A 17316-nucleotide genomic window follows, 5' to 3' on the forward strand; every position below is an offset into this window, starting at 1 on the left:
CATAAAGGAATATATATATTCAAAAGGAGGCGAATTGAAATGAAAAGGATAATGTACGTTGTATTACTGCTCAGCTTCGTCATCGGAATGACAGCCTGTAACGATGAAACGTCCTCAAGTCGCACACTTTTATCTATTGGAAAGCCAGGGAGGGATAATGTCATATATTTTACGCATACGGATAACAAACGAAAGATAGATGATATACAAACTATGTTTCAAAATAAGAAATGGAAAAGAAATGAAGCTTTTAGTACGATGAATAAAACGCCAGATCTTGTTTTGTCAATAGATGAGGCCAATACCGGGTTACTGACATTATATGTAACATTGTTTTTTCATGAAAACGGAGCGGATGCAATCAACTTGTATGGGGAGCATACGAGCTTGAATAAAGAGGAACTAGAAAAACTTAGTGAAAAGATGAGTGCATATTATCTTGAAATGATTTTAGCCTTTGGTTCATCATTTGCTAACGAATGAAATTTCCGTATCCTTCCAAAGAGAGTCAACAGGAGGTGATCGTTGTATATGCAGTTAATGGAATATCACTTGCTACTTTAATTTTCTTTTAATATAATTAATTTAGAATTTTTAAATATTCTAAATTTTATAAAGGTGGGGTTTGTGTGAATCTCGTTCAATCTTTGGCTGAAACGGCAAAAAAGAAGGGGGATAAACCGGCGTACATATTTATGGATCAGTCGGTCTCTTATGACCAATTAAACAAAGTGGTCACTAGGTTTTCTAGTAATTTAGCAAAAATGGGCGTTGGAAAAGGGGACAATGTCGCATTAGCTGTAGGCAATTCACCACATTTTTTAGTAGGTTTATACGGAACGATGAAAGCCGGAGCAACTGTCATTCCGATTAATCCAATTTATACAGCAGACGAAATACATTACATATTACAAAATGGAGATGTAAAAACAATCATTGTACTCGACGTCCTTCTACCTGTTATACAATCTCTTACAACAAGACTTCCTTCACTTGAAAATATCATCATATGCGAAACCTCATCAGATTTTACTCATACAGAAACGGAAAAAATGAAAACGTTTACTAGTTTTATAGGAACTGGAGATATAACTTACGAAGGTCCTGAACTAGATGAAGAAGATGTAGCTGTTATTTTATACACTTCAGGTACAACTGGAAAGCCAAAAGGCGCTATGTTAACACATAAAAACCTATATAGTAACGCAAGCGATGTTGCGTCATATTTACAATATACTGCGGATGATCGCGTCGTTGCGGCACTGCCGATGTTCCATGTGTTCTGTTTAACGGTTGCAGTAAATGCGCCGATTGTGAACGGGGCAACGATTTTAATGGTACCGAGGTTTAGTCCGAAAGAAGTATTCCGTATTTGTCGTACGTATGAACCAACGATTTTTGCAGGTGTGCCGACGATGTACAATTACTTATATTTATTTGAAGAAGCAAGCGCAGAAGATGTAAAGACGCTTCGTCTCTGTATTTCAGGTGGTGCGTCAATGCCTGTTGCCCTTCTGCAAAACTTTGAAAAACGTTTTGATGTGATTGTTTCAGAAGGATACGGCTTATCAGAAGCATCACCAGTTACTTGTTTTAATCCGTTAGATCGTCCTCGTAAACCAGGTTCGATTGGTACAAATATTTGGCATGTAGAAAATAAAATTGTGAATGAACTTGGGGAAGAAGTACCTGTCGGTGCAGTTGGGGAGCTAATTGTTCGCGGACCTAACGTTATGAAGGGTTACTATAATGCGCCAGAAGATACAGCTGCGACACTTAAAGACGGCTGGCTATATACAGGTGACTTAGCGAAAATGGATGAAGAAGGTTACTTCTATATCGTCGATCGCAAAAAAGATATCGTCCTAGTTGGTGGTTATAACGTATACCCTCGTGAAGTAGAAGAAGTATTATATACTCACGAATCTGTGGCTGAAGTTGTCGTAATTGGTGTACCGGATGAAAACTTAGGAGAAGCAGTGCGAGCTTACGTCGTTCTGAAGCAAACGAACGTAACAGAAGAGGAGCTTACGCATTACTGCACGCTGCATTTAGCGAAATATAAAGTGCCAAAGAGCATTGAGTTTTTAACAGAATTGCCGAAGAATACAACTGGTAAGTTGTTACGAAGAGCTTTGAGAGAGAAGGCATTGCAAGTATAAAAATAAAGATATCCATCACTATGACTACATGTATAGAGATGGATATCTTTTTGTCCCAAAAAAGCTGGATTAGTTTGGATGGACAAAATTCCTACTCATTAAAGTTTCACGTTATTTTTTAGAATTGGTTAAGCTATAAGCCCATATATTTAAAACGTAATATTGCTAATAAGGAGGAGATATACGTGGAGCAGAAGGAATTACGCTTACGGAAAGTACAATATCTTATTTGTGACATTATGGATGAAATGAATATGGAGAATGAAAAGAAGAACTTAGAAACATTGCAAAAGGTAATTGATCACCTTTCAGGGGCGATAGGTGATTTAGTTGATCCATCAAGCTCGTATTCTATTGATTATTTGGAAAGAAAAGTTCACACGGCGCATTATTTACTTTTTAAAAATGAGCGGAAGGCGTACTTATGTAGGAAATAGTATTATTAATTTTATTTGACATTGATAATCATTATCAATATGATAGTTATGTTGGGTATATTCATATAAAAGGAGATGTCGTATTGATAATGATTAAGAAAAAATATGTTAATGCGTTCGTTATAGCAGCAACTTTAGCAGTTCCATTCAGTGGTATTATGGCACCGATTGCGAAAGCAGAAGCGGCAGTAGAAATGAAAGCAAATAGTAAACTTGCAGATGGTACATATGACGTTATTTTAAAAACGTATAAAGATCAAACGAATGAAACATCTGTTGCTTCTACATATTTAAAAAATGAAAAAGTAACAATTCAAGGTGATAAAAAAATCGTTACGTTAACAGTTCAAGATAGTAGCTATTTCCAGTATCTTAAAGTAGAAGATACTAATAAAGTGGGGACATTCCATGATGTGAAAGTGATCTCTGAAGATAAAACAAATAATGGTACGAAAGTTGTTCAATTTGAAATCGATGAGTTCTCGAAAAAATATAATATGCAAATGCATATATTAATTCCAGCAATTAAATATGATCATAAATATCAAGTGCAGTTTGAAATCGATGCGAGTGCAATTGAAAACAAATCTAAGTTCTCAGATGTACCGACTTGGGCACAAGAGTCAGTTCAATATTTAGTAGACAAAGAGGCAGTACACGGTAAGCCAGATGGTACATTTGCACCCGCTGAAAATATCGATCGTGGTTCAGCAGCAAAAATATTAGCTACTGTTTTAGGGTTAGAAATTAATAAAGATGCGAAGCCATCATTCCGCGATGCTCAAAATCATTGGGCTACACCTTACATCGCAGCAGTTGAAAAAGCTGGCATTGTAAAAGGTGATGATAAGGGTAACTTTAATCCGAGCGGGCTAATTAACCGTGCATCAATGGCTTCTATGCTGGTGAATGCATATAAATTAGAAAGAAATGAAAATATTAAACTACCAAAAGAATTTGCTGATTTAAAAGATCATTGGGGTACGAAGTATGCGAACATTTTAATCCAAGAAAATATTTCAGTTGGAACAGATAATGGATGGGCTCCAGATAAAGCGGTAAGCCGCGCAGAAGCAGCTCAATTTATTGCGAAGACAGATAAGTTAAAGAAATAAATCGAAACTAAAATCAGTGGGATTCCATTCCCGCTGATTTTTAGCTTGTATGAAGTTTCTTATATAATAATTCCGAATTCCAAGTTGACACATGTGAATTACGGAATTAAAATGGAAAGAAATCAAACAGAATACAATAGAAGCTCATCAGAGAAACTGAAGGCGCACAACGTTCACTTTTGTGAATAGATTGTGTGCCTTTTTCTATTGTACAAACTAAGGGGGCTTTATATATGAAACAGTGGAGTAAGACAGCATTAATGAAAAGTACAGGTGTTTTATTATCAGCATTTGTCCTTTTGTCAGGTTGTGGTTCGGCAACATCCACTAACAATTCTGAAGGAAGTGCAGATAAGAAGACAGTCGAACTTTTAAATGTTTCATATGATCCAACGCGTGAGTTATATCAAGATTTCAATAAAGACTTTGCGAAGTATTGGAAAGAGAAGCATGGTCAAACAGTAAATGTAAAGCAATCACACGGGGGATCTGGAAGTCAGGCACGCTCCGTTATTGACGGCTTAGAAGCAGACGTTGTAACACTAGCGCTCGCTTATGATATTGACGCGATTAGTAAGAAGAAACAACTAGCAGAAGATTGGCAGAAGCGACTTGCGGATAATTCTACTCCGTATACATCAACGATTGTATTTCTTGTTAGAAAAGGAAACCCGAAAGGAATTAAAGATTGGGATGATTTAACGAAAAAAGGTGTGTCTGTCATTACACCAAACCCGAAAACATCTGGGGGAGCACGGTGGAACTATTTAGGGGCGTGGGGATATGCACTGAAGAAATATAACAATAGTGAAGATAAGGCGAAAGAATTTGTCGGTCAAATTTATAAAAACGTGGAAGTACTAGATTCAGGAGCACGCGGGGCAACGACAACTTTCGTTGAAAAAGGAATTGGTGATGTGTTAATCGCTTGGGAAAATGAAGCGTTATTATCACAAAAAGAACTTGGAAAAGATAAATTCGAAATTGTAACACCTTCGATTAGTATACTTGCCGAGCCGCCAGTAGCAGTTGTAGACAAAGTCGTTGATAAAAAAGGAACGAAAAAAGTAGCAGAAGGATATCTTGAATATTTGTATTCAGAAAAGGGGCAAGAAATTGCGGCGAAAAACTTTTATCGCCCTCGTAATGAAAAAGTAGCAGAGAAGTATGCATCACAATTTCCGAAAGTTCAATTATTTACAGTTGATGAACTATTTGGAGGATGGAAAAAAGCACAAGAAAAGCATTTTAATGATGGCGGCGTATTCGATCAAATGTATAAAAAATAAGGGGGGATGAGGTGACGTTATATGAGGAAGAAGCGTGTCTTACCAGGGTTTGGATTATCTCTTGGATTTACAATGCTATATATGAGTTTATTCGTACTTATACCACTTTCTATCGTATTTATTCAAACTTCGCAGCTAGGCTGGAAGAAGTTTGCTGGGGTTATAACGAGTGAGCGCGTGTTGCATTCGTATCAAGTAAGTTTCACAACTTCACTTGCAGCGGCAATCGTAAATGCCATTTTCGCTTTATTAATTGCTTGGGTACTCGTTCGCTACACATTTCCAGGGAAGCGGTTATTAGACGGACTAATCGATTTACCATTCGCTCTTCCGACTGCTGTAGCTGGTATTACACTTACGACGCTTTATGCGGAAAATGGCTTTATTGGAAAAATATTTAGTGTGTTTCATATAAAAGTAGCTTTTACCCAGCTCGGCATTATTGTGGCGCTTACGTTTATTGGCTTACCATTTGTCGTTCGAATGGTGCAACCAGTGCTGCAAAGTATTGATAAAGAAGTAGAAGAAGCAGCTTCTAGTTTAGGGGCATCACGCTTTCAAATATTTGTGAAAATTATTTTGCCAGAAATATTCCCGGCTCTACTTGCTGGTTTTTCACTCGCCTTTGCTCGGGCGTTAGGGGAATATGGATCTGTCGTGTTCATTGCAGGTAATATGCCGATGAAAACAGAAATCGCACCGCTTATGATTATGACAAAACTAGAACAATATGATTATGCAGGCGCAACAGCTGTAGCGGCTGTGATGCTTATTATTTCTCTCCTTTTCCTACTATTTATTAATATGATTCAAACTTGGAGCAGAAGGCATGAACTGAAAAGTGAATAGGAGGGGAGAAAATGGAACCAACATTATTAGAAAAGAAAATAGTAAAAAGCGTATCAGTTAAAAAAGAATCTAAATTTGTACCAATTCTATTCATTACGATAACAATTTTATTTTTATCTCTCTTTCTATTACTGCCGCTCGTGACAATTTTTATGAAAGCGTTCGAACGAGGAATTGATGTATATATTGCCGCTGTAACAGATCAAGAAGCATTTTTGGCAATCAGGTTAACACTTCTCGTTGCATTAATTGTTGTACCGCTGAATACGATATTCGGAATAGCAGCAGCTTGGCTTATTACGAAGTTTCAGTTTAAAGGAAAGCAAGTATTATTATCTCTTATTGAACTGCCGTTTGCTGTATCACCAGTTATCGCAGGATTAGTATTCGTTTTACTTTTCACACCTCGTGCTGCTCTTGGCGGATGGTTAATGGAACACGGGATAAAGCTCATCTTCTCTGTTCCTGGCATTATCATTGCGACGATATTTGTTACGTTTCCATTCGTTGCGCGTGAATTAATCCCAGTTATGCAGGCGCAAGGGAAAAGTGAAGAAGAAGCGGCGCTATCACTTGGCGCAAGCGGCTGGAAAATGTTTTGGCGAGTTACATTACCTAATATAAAATGGGGCCTTTTATACGGCATGATTTTATGTAATGCCCGGGCTATTGGTGAGTTCGGGGCAGTTTCCGTTGTGTCTGGTCACGTGCGCGGCGTTACAAATACGATGCCGCTTCATATTGAAATTTTGTACAATGAATATCAATTTTCAGCAGCGTTCGCTGTGGCGACTTTAATGTCACTCATCGCAGTTTTTACGCTCGTTATAAAAAACTGGATTGAATGGAGAATGGAAAAACGACAATAAGGAGTGAGTGCGGTGAGTATTCAAATTCAAAATGTATCAAAACAATATGGTACATTTCAAGCGCTGACAGACATTCATTTGGATATTCCAAAAGGAGAACTTGTTGCCTTATTAGGCCCATCAGGTTCTGGGAAAACGACGTTATTACGAATTATTGCAGGCCTAGAAGAAGCGGATGGAGGTTCGATTTCTTTTGATGGGGAAGATTTAACTGATATTCACGTGAAAAACCGGCAAGTCGGTTTCGTCTTCCAGCACTATGCACTTTTTAAACATATGAATGTATTTGAAAATGTCGCTTTCGGTTTAAAAGTAAGAAAGAAAAACTTACGACCTTCAGCTGAAGTAATAAAAGAAAAAGTAACAGAACTATTGAAACTAGTAAAAATGGATGGTTTCGCAAAACGTTATCCAGCGCAATTATCTGGCGGACAACGCCAGCGTATCGCACTAGCCCGGGCACTTGCAGTCGAACCGAAAATCTTATTGCTAGACGAACCGTTCGGTGCACTTGATGCGAAAGTGCGGAAAGAATTACGAAGATGGCTCCGGAAACTACATGACGAATTTCAAATTACGAGCGTATTCGTAACGCATGACCAAGAAGAAGCGTTAGACGTTGCGGACCGCATCGTTGTAATGAATGAAGGACGTATTGAACAAATGGGAACACCGGAAGAAGTATATGAAAAACCGGCAAGTCCGTTCGTATACGACTTTTTAGGAAACGTGAATTTATTTCACGGCCGCGTTCATAAAGGTAAGCTAAATGTAGGATCAGTGGAACTAGAAGCACCAGAGCATAAGCACGTTTCAAACGTAGACGGGGTGGGATACGTAAGACCACATCACTTATCAATCGATCGTACGAAACAAAGTATAGATGCCATCCCGGCGAAAGTAACATACTCACATGCAGTTGGCCCTGTCGTATATGTAGAATTGAAGCGCGACGGAACAGAGGAATATTTAGAAGCAGAAATTAGTAAAGAGCAGTTTAGACAGCTGAACATTCAAGCTGGTGACTTTGTATACGTACAGCCGAGAGAAGTGAAGGTGTTTATTCCGGAGGATTTTGTGATTTAATAGTGAAAAGCCACACCTATATGAGTATTTATAGGTGCGGCTTTTCTTTGTTTACGTGAATGTCTGATTTTTATATATTCCGCCTCATCAATTCCCCAACCTGCGTCGCAATAAACGCAACATCAATGTCAATTTCATCCAACACGTAAGATTCTAAAATGCCCATTACAGCCGTTCCTAAAAATTTTAAAACGATATGCTTATCAATGTTTTTATTGTGAAGATTCATGTGCTTACTATTTCCGTTAAACGTGCATAACAAGATATAATAGAAGAAATCAATAAGGAGGCTAGCAGTGAAAAATTTTCGTTATTTCAATATATTCACTATTTTAATTGTATACACACTACTCATGTTTTACATCGGCTGGAACGGATGGGTTTGGCTCAGTACGGTGTTCGGCTGGGAATCTTGGGGATATTACGCTTTCGTAGTTAGCTTCATTTCATATGCGTATATTCTCGTACAAGTGTTTAAATTCCTTCCTTTCCTGCGAACGGTCGGTTCAATTTGGTTTGCGGTTATACAATACGCGCTTATGTTATTGCCGTTAGCCGATATTACAGTTTTCCTTCTACAGTTTTCAATGGAGAAAGAGACGGCAATTGTTTGGACAGGATCGGCCGTTTTACTTGCGTTCATCTTTATCTTTGCGTATGGAGTATTCAACGCATATAGTCCAGTAGTAAGAAAGTACGAAGTGCACATACCGAAAAAAGTAGAAGGGCGTAAAAGTTTACGCATTGCGATGGCCTCTGATATGCATTTCGGTAAACTGTCTGGAGTTGCTCATTTAAAGAGACTCGTTCGTCATGTAAATGAAATGGAGCCCGATATTATTTTACTGCCTGGTGATATTATCGACGATCATCCAGGTGTGTTCATTCAGAAAAATATGGGACCAATCATGAAACAGATGAAAGCTCCATTAGGCGTATATGGTGTGTTAGGAAACCATGAATATTACGGCCGAGCTGTTCCTGAGTTTTTACAAGAGATGGATAAGATTGATATTCGTATTCTTTTAGATGAAGTCATTACAATTGAAGATGATTTTTATCTCGTTGGAAGAAGGGATAAAACAGAGCGAGATCGTCAAAGCTTTGAAAATCTAATGAGTACGGTAGATAAATCGCTTCCTGTTATCGCAATGGATCACCAACCATTTGAATTAAAACAAGCAGCGGACGCCGGCGTTGATTTATTATTATCCGGTCACACGCATCGCGGACAAATGGCGCCGAACCATATTGTGACGAGAAGAATGTACGAACTAGACTGGGGATACGCACAAAAAGGTGCATTCCACGCAATTGTTTCTTCTGGATTTGGATTCTGGGGACCACCGCTTAGACTGGGAAGCAGATCTGAGATTGTGCAGGTTGAAGTTACATTTGAATAGGATTGTGAAATAGAGAGCTGAGTGCTCTCTATTTTTTAAAATGAAAAAAGGCTCCATATAAGGAGCGCTCAATAAAAACAAATGAATTAAAACAAATAACAGACATTTATAATATATATATATAAATAAACGTAAAATCAATATATTTTTAATTATAGATATGTAAGGGCGGAATGTCCGTATTTACTCTCTTTGGAAAAAGAGATACTATAAGAAGACTCTGCTTGAAAAGGGGGATTTTAAGTGATCATATTAGATGTCATATACGGTGAGTTTAAGGTAGATAAAGTGTTAGAAGAATTAATTTTAAGTAAACCTGTGCAAAGGCTGAAAGGGGTTCATCAGGCCGGAGCAAGTTACTTAATGAATGAGAAATGGAATGTAACACGTTTTGATCATTCAGTTGGTGTCATGTTGTTAATTAAAAAGCTTGGTGGTTCAGTAGAAGAACAGATTGCTGGTTTACTGCATGATGTATCGCATACTGCTTTTTCCCATGTGATCGATTACGTTTTTGATAACGAAAATGAAAGTTATCATGAAGAAATATTTAGTTCTGTCGTGAAAAACTCGGAAATCCCGGCGATTCTTTCAAAACATGGTTATAACTATGAAGATATTTTGTTAGATGATTCGAAGTGGACATTACTTGAAAAATCTGCGCCAGAATTATGTGCAGACCGAGTGGATTACACATTACGGGATATGTTTACATATGGATATATTTCTTTAGAAGAAGTTCATAGTTTTTTAGAGGATTTAATCGAAGTAGATGGGAAAATGGTTCTTCAAAATATTGAAATTGCAGAATGGTTTACGAAGACGTATTACAAAGAAGTAATTGATTTCTTTATGAAACCAATGAATATTTATGGAAACGATATGTTAGCTAAAACGTTAAAATTAGCTCTTCATAAAAAGATAATCAATCCAGATGATTTTCTTCTTGAAGATCATGAGCTTATTACGAAATTGCGGCTATGTAAAGATCAAGAAGTAGATGCTTTATTAAGAAAAGTTCATCCAAGTATAGAAGTAAAAGAAGATAGAAATGAGTATGATCTACATCAGAAAAATAAAGTGCGTCTTATTGATCCTCCATTACTTCGTGAAGGTGAAGTTGTTCGATCGTCTGTTGTATCGGAAAAAATAAGACAGATGAGCGATATCGCTTATGAAAAGGCGATAAGAGGGATGTATGTGAAAGTGATTTCTAATTAGTTTATTTGTAATAGGAAAAGGTGTCATCAATTATGATGACACCTTTTCGCTTTAAAGGGTTGTTCGTATGGAAATGTGTTACATTTTTACGAGACTATAATATTTTACCAGAGAAATACCTTTTATAGTAAAAAATAAATTTTATAAAGTTTTCCATCAAAAATAATTTGTGAAAAAAGTACTAATTTTTAATGTGACAAAATAATATATTTTTCAATAATCGCTTTAGAATCTTTCGTTCTTTACATATGGATTGTTATATTTTTTAAGGTGATTTAAAGGTTTTTGTCGTTTTTTGTTGTAATTTTCATATTATGATAAACATAATGTTCGGAATCAGCCATTATAACAGAAAAATTTTCAAAAAACAGAATTGAATCATATTGCTTATTTTAATATAATTTATTTGTTAATTAATAACATATTTAGGGTATGATTCTTTATTGCGGTGAGAATTCTTTTTAGCATAGGAGGATTTACAGAATGGTTAAAACGGCAAAACCTGAAATGATGAATGAATTAAAAGAAACAGTTTACAAATTCTTTCCGAAAAATATTGTGAAAGAAGAAGGATTGTACGAGGAGTCCAAAGAGCATAAAAAGTTTGTAGACTTGAAAGAGAGTTTTATAAAAAACGAAAGCTCTCAAAAGGAAGTTTTGTCTTTAATCGAGTCAACATTTTGTGATTATCACGTGTCAGACTATACAGATTTAAACCTATATAATTGTCTAGAATATAATGTGTTACTAAATGGAAAAGAACCGATGTTAAATGATGATATTGATTTAGGGGTTTTTGTTAGCTTACTTGATAAATATTATTATTACAGAATTTACGATACGGGAAAGCCCACGCAGGACTTTAGTCCGTCTTTAGACGTGGGATGAAAGCATCGTTTTTGCATAGCAAAACATGGTATACTTTATTCATAGTCATGCAAAAGACTCTAAAACGATTGTTCTCTGAAAACAGAATACATATGAGGTTGGGGTAGCAAATTCTTCTACTCCGTAAAATGTATTAAGTCGTCATGCAAAAGACGTAAAAACATTTGAGAATGAACAATCTGTACGGTATGGTCACAGTACCGTAGCCCACGAACCTATATGGTCTGTTGTGGGAGTGGTGATGGCACACCGCAATCTTGCACGTCAGCGATACCAGAAATGGACTTCGCCTTTGGTAGCAAGAATCCCACTGACGTTAGTCAGCTGGCCCCTTTAGGGGTGGGAGTGTCAATACGTATTAAAAACAACATATGATGAAGATGTAAGGGAATGGACTTTTGAAACAATCGATGTAGAAATGGATACCATTTGTGAATTTGAGAAACTAATGAATACAAAAGGATTTGTAAGAGTAGAACGAGAGGTTGCTAGAACTGCAATTCCTGATATAGAAACGGAATGTTTACGTATGGGGGAAGTTAACGTATTCCACGCTTTATTCACGGATTCTGTTAGTGAAATATAGGTTTTAAATTATTAAAAAGGTTGTGTAGAAAATAGCTGCTATTTTCTACACAACCTTTTCATTTTCACTAATCAAACCAATTCCAAACCTCAATATCTCCAAGAGTCGCATAACGTACGTGCGGGGAGTTTTGTAATTTTAATAATTCTTTCGACGGCCCAGTAATGACAATGCCGTATACTTTTACGCCGTTATCTTTTACATATTTATAACGTTTATCTAAGTTTAGTTCTTTCTCAGGAAGTGCTGCTATTTTACTTACCGTTTTTTTATGGATAGAAAGGACGCGCATCATTTCGATTACTTGATCTTCTGGCGTTTTGTACTTGTCTGCGTTACTGTCTAGAAATCTTACATGTTCTGGAAATCCTATAGCTTCTCCGCCATGTAAGATATAGTCATCTACATTTTTTCTTTCTTGTCCTGTATCTAAAGCGTACCATACAGGAGTTGGAGGGAGTTCTTGTGCTTCGAATATGCTATATAAAAGCGGTTCTAATTCTTTTAAAGTGTAAGTTTTATCAAAAGAAATTGCTACTTCTGCAACGGTTCCATCATGTACTTTTGCAAGTGTATCCCATACTTTTTTTGAGGAATCCTTTAAATAATCACCCTGCTTTGTTTTGGGATGAACAAAGAAGAGTTTTGGTTGATAGAACGGATTCATCCAAGTTTGTTTCGTGACATCTACAGATGATAAGAAGCTTTTTGTTTCTACTGTACCGAGTGGCATTTCTTTTTTACCGACGGTTCTTACTAAATCGAAGCTGCTGTTCGTACGGAAAAAAGCTTCTACACTTGTTCCGCCCCCCATAACACGGCTATTTGGGATAGTTGCTTCAAGTGCAAGCGAAGGAACTTCTCTAATTTCTTCTAGCCTTTTATCATTATTAGCTTGAAAATAAAAGGCTGATAATACCCCGCCGATTATATATATAACGATGCAAATGGATAATATAAAACCAAACGTTTGTAACCGATGTTTCCACTTAATTCTCCAAAAAGGAACTTTAAGATCTTTTGGCGGTAATTTTTTCTTTACGGGTTCACTCTTCGCAAGCAATTCATCTAAATGAGCTTCACATTCTGCACAAGTTTCTATATGACTTTCTAACTGTTCTTGTTCGTCATGTGTGAGCGTTCCTTTTTCGTATTTCGTCCACAGTTTTTTAAACTCTGCACAACCCATCTGTATCACTCCTTTATGCTTTTCGTTTCTTTTCGTCCTCGGTGTAATTCAATTTTTACTTTTGCTAACGAGAGACCAGTCATTTCTGCTATTTCCTTATAAGAGAATCCGTAGTAATCTCGTAGTAGTAACACATTTCGTCTTTCGAGCGGAAGAGAGGATATACTTTGTAACCAACTAGTAATCTCATATTTTACGAAATAAGAGTGTTCTGTACTTGGCACGTTTGGTAAATGGAATTCTTCAATTTGCGTTGTTTTATACTTCTTTTCTTTTCGGTACCAATCGATAAAGGCGTTGTAGGCGATTGTAAATAACCACGGCCTAATTTCTTCTCCTTTATAATAGTCAATATGGACGAGCATTCGGTAAAATGTTTCTTGCATGAGATCTTCAGCACTATGAGAATCTCCGGTTAGGGAGAGAAGATAGCGAAATAAATCTTGCATATGCTCGGAGTAAATTTCTTCTAATGATTGTTTGCGTTTCACTACATTTCCCTCCCTTCATACATAACAACGAAATACATATAAAAAAGTTACAATTTTTATGGAATTATAGTAAAAAACGTCAAGAATTGGATAGGATTCTCTTTTATCATAATACATATAAGGCGGGTGAACAGAGATGGAAAGCTATGAAACACAAATTCAAAGGTCAATTGATTATATTGAGGAAGATGTAATGGAAAAACAAACGCTGCGTAATTTAGCACGTGTTGCAGGTTTTTCTGAGTCGCATTTTCATCGTGTATTCCAGGCGTTAGTAGGCGATACAGTAATGGAGTATGTTCGAAAGAGGAGGTTAGCCCGGGCAGCTTATCAACTTTCTCATACGGATGAAAAAGTTATTGATATCGCATTTGAGCATGGCTTTCAATCTCATGAAACGTTCACGAGAGCCTTTAAAAAATTATTTCAAATGACACCAAGTGAATATCGAAAACAAGAAATTGAAACACCAATGTATTATAGAGTGAATGTAAAACAAAGAAAATTAAATCCATATTTAGGGGGCATACAAATGGAATATCGTATTGTAAATAAACCAGAATTTTTAATGGCGGGTTATGAGCTGAAGACGACAAGTAAAGAAGGAAAAAACCACCAAGACATTCCAGCATTTTGGCAAGAATATTTACAAAAAGATCTTGGAACGACGATTCCGAATCGTAAAGATACGAGCCAATGGGTAGAACTTGGATTATGTACTGATTTTAATTTAGAAACAGGGGACTTCACTTATATTATCGGAATGGAAGTTACAGACTTTGAAAATGTACCAAATGCAGTTGCAAAGCGCACATTCCCATCCGCAACGTATGCAGTATTTACAACGCCAAAAGTTCCTCATGAAGAAATGGTATCGTCTATTCACCAAACGTGGAATGCAGTATTCTCAGAATGGTTCCCGCATTCAGGATACGAACATTGCGGCGTTAATGAGTTTGAGCTATACGATGAACGTTCCCATGCAGATAAAAGTGAGTTCGCTCAAATTGAACTTTGGATACCGGTGAAGAAGAAATAATAGAAAGAAAGACCGTTCAAAAGGTATTTTTGGACGGTCTTCTTTTATTAATAGGTTGCTACTATTGTTGTATTTTATAGTTAAGTCGATATAATTTCATTTACTAGCGCGCTGCTCCGAAAAGAGAAAGGTGCTTTATAAAAGCACCTTTTCCTACGAACTAAACGGAAACACAAGTATAATCGTCGTTCCTTTTCCAAGTTCACTATCAATGAAAATCGTTCCGTTATGGGCATGAACGAGCTGTTTTGTAATGGCAAGACCAAGTCCAGTTCCGATGTTGCTTTCTTCTGTATTCGTTCCTCTGTAATATCGCTCGAATAGAAGTTCTTTCGTTTTATCATCCATACCTTTTCCATTATCTGAAATAGATAGTGTAAATGAATTTGCATTTTGCGAAAGTTTTACGATTACGTTTGTCGTTTCATTATTATGTTTTACAGCGTTTGCGAGTAGGTTTTCGATAATACGTTGGAACCATTTTTCTTCAATAAAATATTGGATTTTGCTTGAACTTGGCACGAATTCAATGTTTTGATTTTGTAGTGTCGGGTTATTAATAAATTGTAATAGTACTTTTCGGACGAACTGATTAATTTCAACATTTACGTGTTGCGCAGGAAGAGTATCATTTTTTAATTGATATGTTAAGCTTAAGTCATCAATTAATGTAGTCATATATTGAGATTTTTCTTTCATTACATGGCCAAATTGTTGAATGTCTTGATCCGTCCAATTATATTGCTTCGATTCTAGTAATAATGCATAGCCGTATATAGAGCTAAGCGGTGTTTTTAGATCATGCGTCAGGCCGGTAATCCACTCTTCACGTGTTTGTTGCAGTACTTTTCTCATTGCATCGTTCTTTTTCAAAGTAATAGAAAGGTGCTCTAGTGAGTTTGTAACATCTTTAAATATGCGGAACGACCATTTTTCTTTACCAGAGCGCCGAAACCGAACAGGTTTGCCTTTTTTATTAACAGGTTCTTCATATTTTCCTCCGGCTATGTTTTTAAGCCAGCGCATCGTGTGTAATAAAGGCTTTCCAAACTTATTTCCATACCAAATTGAAAGAATGACTAAATAAGCAAACACAATAAGGAGGATTAAGCTGCATCCGATTAGAAGTTTCTTGGTAAATATATCATCTAATTCATCATCTGGATAATAATGAGCGTTTGGGGCGGATACAACGACGAGATGACCACTATTTGAATCGTAAAAACTAGATGTATTTTCTTTATAATTCCACGGTTCTTTTTCATTAAGAGCCGTTTTTATAGCCGAAAATGTTTTTTTCTTCCCAGTTGGATAGGAAAAAACTTCTTCGCCATTGTTATTAAATATTTGCAGTGTTGCTTTTTCTTTAGAAAGTAATTGTTTTTCTTGTTCAGTTAATGCAAATTCATTTAATGATAAAGAAGGGTGTCCTTGTTGTATCGTTTTTAGTAATGCATTACTTTTTAGTTTGGCACCGTAAATAACGATCACTGGTTTCTTTTCTAATTTAATTTCCCAATAGTTAAATTTATAAATATTGTTGTTACTATTCTGTAAATACGTAAGTAAGGATGTCTTTGTGTAAGAGGTCGGAACATCTTTAGGCGTATTAAAGTTGTAAAGGACCTTTCCATCTTCATCTACAATTTGAAGCCAATCACTCTTTTCTATTATTAAATCTTTTACCTCAGATTTTAAAGTAATGTTATTGTCTTCAGAAGAAATATATTCGGAGATTGTAAAGGTATCATAATCAGAAATATTAGGTTCATATAAAGTACTATTAAGAAGAAAAATTAAATAAGAAAAAGAAGCAATTACTGCGATAAGTAACGTAACTAAGACAAAAACGTGTTGTAAAATAAACTGGATTATAAGTCGTTTATTAAAATTCATATCTTTAACCTACTTTGTAATGAACTTATAGCCAAGTCCGCGAACTGTTTTTATGTATTCTGGTTTACTTGGATCTTGTTCAATTTTTTCACGTAGTTTTCGAATGTGAACCATAACAGTATTATCATCTCCATTATAGGCAGGTGCTCCCCAAACTTTTTCATATAATTCTTCCTTCGAAAATACGTAGTTCGGATTCTCACAAAAGAATAGTAGTAGTTGAAAGAGTTGAGCGGAACATTCGACAACGTTTCCATCTACTGTTAGTTCCGCAGAATGTTGATCAATTTCAAATCTCCCAAAAGAAAAGGAGTATATTCTTTGTTCTTGTATGTTTTGTTTCATATGTCTTCGGAGTTGAGCTTTCATACGAGCGACTACTTCTAGTGGATTAAATGGTTTCGTAATGTAATCATCCGCACCGTATGAAAATCCGGAAATTTTATCTACATCAGATGTTTTTGCTGTTAGGAAGAAGATAGGGCAATCCGTTTTTTGGCGAATGATTGGACAAATGTCAAAACCGGATTGTCCAGGAAGCATTACATCTAAAATAATTAAATCGTAATCGTTTTGCTCGGTGAGAGATAAGGCTATTTCCGCAGATGTTGCAGTTGTAATATGAGAAAAACCTTCTTTTTCAAGAATGGTAGTTAGTAATTGTAAAATTGCTGTTTCATCATCAATGAGTAGAATATTTGCGTGATACATATGAATCCCTCCTAATTTCCTCGAATATCATATCATCTTTTTGTAACTTATGGAATTTTTAAGGAAATTTTAAGGTTTTCTTTCA

General features: G+C 36.2%; 17 protein-coding genes and 1 pseudogene. 13 read left to right on the top strand and 5 right to left on the bottom strand.

All coding sequences use genetic code 11. The features are described 5' to 3' along the window. Positions 1 to 39: 39 nt before the first annotated feature. The 8 genes from QCI77_RS05605 (at position 40) to QCI77_RS05640 (ending at position 7807) form a co-directional block, all read left to right on the top strand. A complete protein-coding gene (locus QCI77_RS05605; RefSeq protein WP_016101568.1) occupies positions 40 to 483 on the top strand; it encodes a hypothetical protein in 444 nt (147 codons plus the stop codon). Between the two features lie 146 nt (positions 484 to 629). Continuing rightward, positions 630 to 2162, top strand: coding sequence for a fatty acid--CoA ligase family protein (locus tag QCI77_RS05610; RefSeq protein ID WP_061688990.1), 1533 nt, complete (start codon positions 630 to 632; stop codon positions 2160 to 2162). A gap of 185 nt (positions 2163 to 2347) precedes the next feature. Then, positions 2348 to 2599, top strand: a complete 252-nt coding sequence (locus QCI77_RS05615) for a hypothetical protein (protein WP_002140768.1) — start codon at positions 2348 to 2350, stop codon at positions 2597 to 2599. An 89-nt stretch (positions 2600 to 2688) separates the two neighbouring features. Continuing rightward, on the top strand, positions 2689 to 3714 hold the full coding sequence (locus tag QCI77_RS05620) for an S-layer homology domain-containing protein (protein WP_353824640.1): 1026 nt from the start codon (positions 2689 to 2691) through the stop codon (positions 3712 to 3714). Positions 3715 to 3947: 233 nt separating this feature from the next. Further along, entirely contained in the window at positions 3948 to 5003 is a 1056-nt protein-coding gene (locus QCI77_RS05625) for a sulfate ABC transporter substrate-binding protein (protein ID WP_002011197.1), read from the top strand. Between the two features lie 21 nt (positions 5004 to 5024). Then, positions 5025 to 5852 (top strand): sulfate ABC transporter permease subunit CysT, encoded by an 828-nt coding sequence (gene cysT, locus QCI77_RS05630; RefSeq protein WP_353824641.1) that lies wholly within the window; start codon positions 5025 to 5027, stop codon positions 5850 to 5852. A gap of 11 nt (positions 5853 to 5863) precedes the next feature. Then, on the top strand, positions 5864 to 6721 hold the full coding sequence (gene cysW / locus QCI77_RS05635) for a sulfate ABC transporter permease subunit CysW (protein ID WP_113769100.1): 858 nt from the start codon (positions 5864 to 5866) through the stop codon (positions 6719 to 6721). Positions 6722 to 6733: 12 nt separating this feature from the next. Continuing rightward, the gene (locus tag QCI77_RS05640) at positions 6734 to 7807 is read left to right on the top strand and encodes a sulfate/molybdate ABC transporter ATP-binding protein (protein WP_353824643.1); all 1074 of its coding nucleotides are present in this window, start codon (positions 6734 to 6736) and stop codon (positions 7805 to 7807) included. 70 nt (positions 7808 to 7877) lie between these two features. On the opposite strand, the gene QCI77_RS05645 is transcribed toward QCI77_RS05640, so the two are convergent. Continuing rightward, on the bottom strand, positions 7878 to 8036 hold the full coding sequence (locus tag QCI77_RS05645; RefSeq protein WP_353824645.1) for a TetR family transcriptional regulator: 159 nt from the start codon (positions 8034 to 8036) through the stop codon (positions 7878 to 7880). Positions 8037 to 8103: 67 nt separating this feature from the next. Here QCI77_RS05645 and QCI77_RS05650 point away from each other — a divergent pair, with 67 nt between their 5' ends. The 4 genes and pseudogenes from QCI77_RS05650 (at position 8104) to QCI77_RS05665 (ending at position 11905) form a co-directional block, all read left to right on the top strand. Then, positions 8104 to 9210, top strand: coding sequence for a metallophosphoesterase (locus QCI77_RS05650; RefSeq protein WP_353824647.1), 1107 nt, complete (start codon positions 8104 to 8106; stop codon positions 9208 to 9210). 243 nt (positions 9211 to 9453) lie between these two features. Next, entirely contained in the window at positions 9454 to 10431 is a 978-nt protein-coding gene (locus QCI77_RS05655) for an HD domain-containing protein (protein ID WP_353824648.1), read from the top strand. A 483-nt stretch (positions 10432 to 10914) separates the two neighbouring features. Continuing rightward, positions 10915 to 11274 (top strand): annotated as a pseudogene (locus QCI77_RS05660) (hypothetical protein); the annotation flags it as partial. A gap of 463 nt (positions 11275 to 11737) precedes the next feature. After that, on the top strand, positions 11738 to 11905 hold the full coding sequence (locus QCI77_RS05665) for a hypothetical protein (RefSeq protein WP_374101387.1): 168 nt from the start codon (positions 11738 to 11740) through the stop codon (positions 11903 to 11905). 67 nt (positions 11906 to 11972) lie between these two features. On the opposite strand, the gene QCI77_RS05670 is transcribed toward QCI77_RS05665, so the two are convergent. Then, positions 11973 to 13094, bottom strand: coding sequence for an anti-sigma factor (locus QCI77_RS05670; RefSeq protein ID WP_002140777.1), 1122 nt, complete (start codon positions 13092 to 13094; stop codon positions 11973 to 11975). Positions 13095 to 13099: 5 nt separating this feature from the next. Beyond that, positions 13100 to 13585, bottom strand: a complete 486-nt coding sequence (locus QCI77_RS05675) for an RNA polymerase sigma factor (protein ID WP_044444031.1) — start codon at positions 13583 to 13585, stop codon at positions 13100 to 13102. 136 nt (positions 13586 to 13721) lie between these two features. On the opposite strand from QCI77_RS05675, the gene QCI77_RS05680 reads away from it, so the two are divergent. Beyond that, entirely contained in the window at positions 13722 to 14624 is a 903-nt protein-coding gene (locus tag QCI77_RS05680; protein WP_033730687.1) for an AraC family transcriptional regulator, read from the top strand. A gap of 153 nt (positions 14625 to 14777) precedes the next feature. Here QCI77_RS05680 and QCI77_RS05685 read toward each other — a convergent pair whose 3' ends face one another. Continuing rightward, positions 14778 to 16520 (bottom strand): ATP-binding response regulator, encoded by a 1743-nt coding sequence (locus QCI77_RS05685; protein ID WP_353824650.1) that lies wholly within the window; start codon positions 16518 to 16520, stop codon positions 14778 to 14780. Positions 16521 to 16529: 9 nt separating this feature from the next. Beyond that, complete coding sequence (locus QCI77_RS05690; RefSeq protein WP_113769106.1) at positions 16530 to 17231, bottom strand: response regulator transcription factor; 702 nt, start codon at positions 17229 to 17231, stop codon at positions 16530 to 16532. Positions 17232 to 17316 lie beyond the last annotated feature (85 nt).

Origin of the sequence: Bacillus cereus group sp. MG9, assembly GCF_040459995.1 — a bacterium.
GTDB classification, from domain to species: Bacteria; Bacillota; Bacilli; order Bacillales; family Bacillaceae_G; genus Bacillus_A; species Bacillus_A mycoides.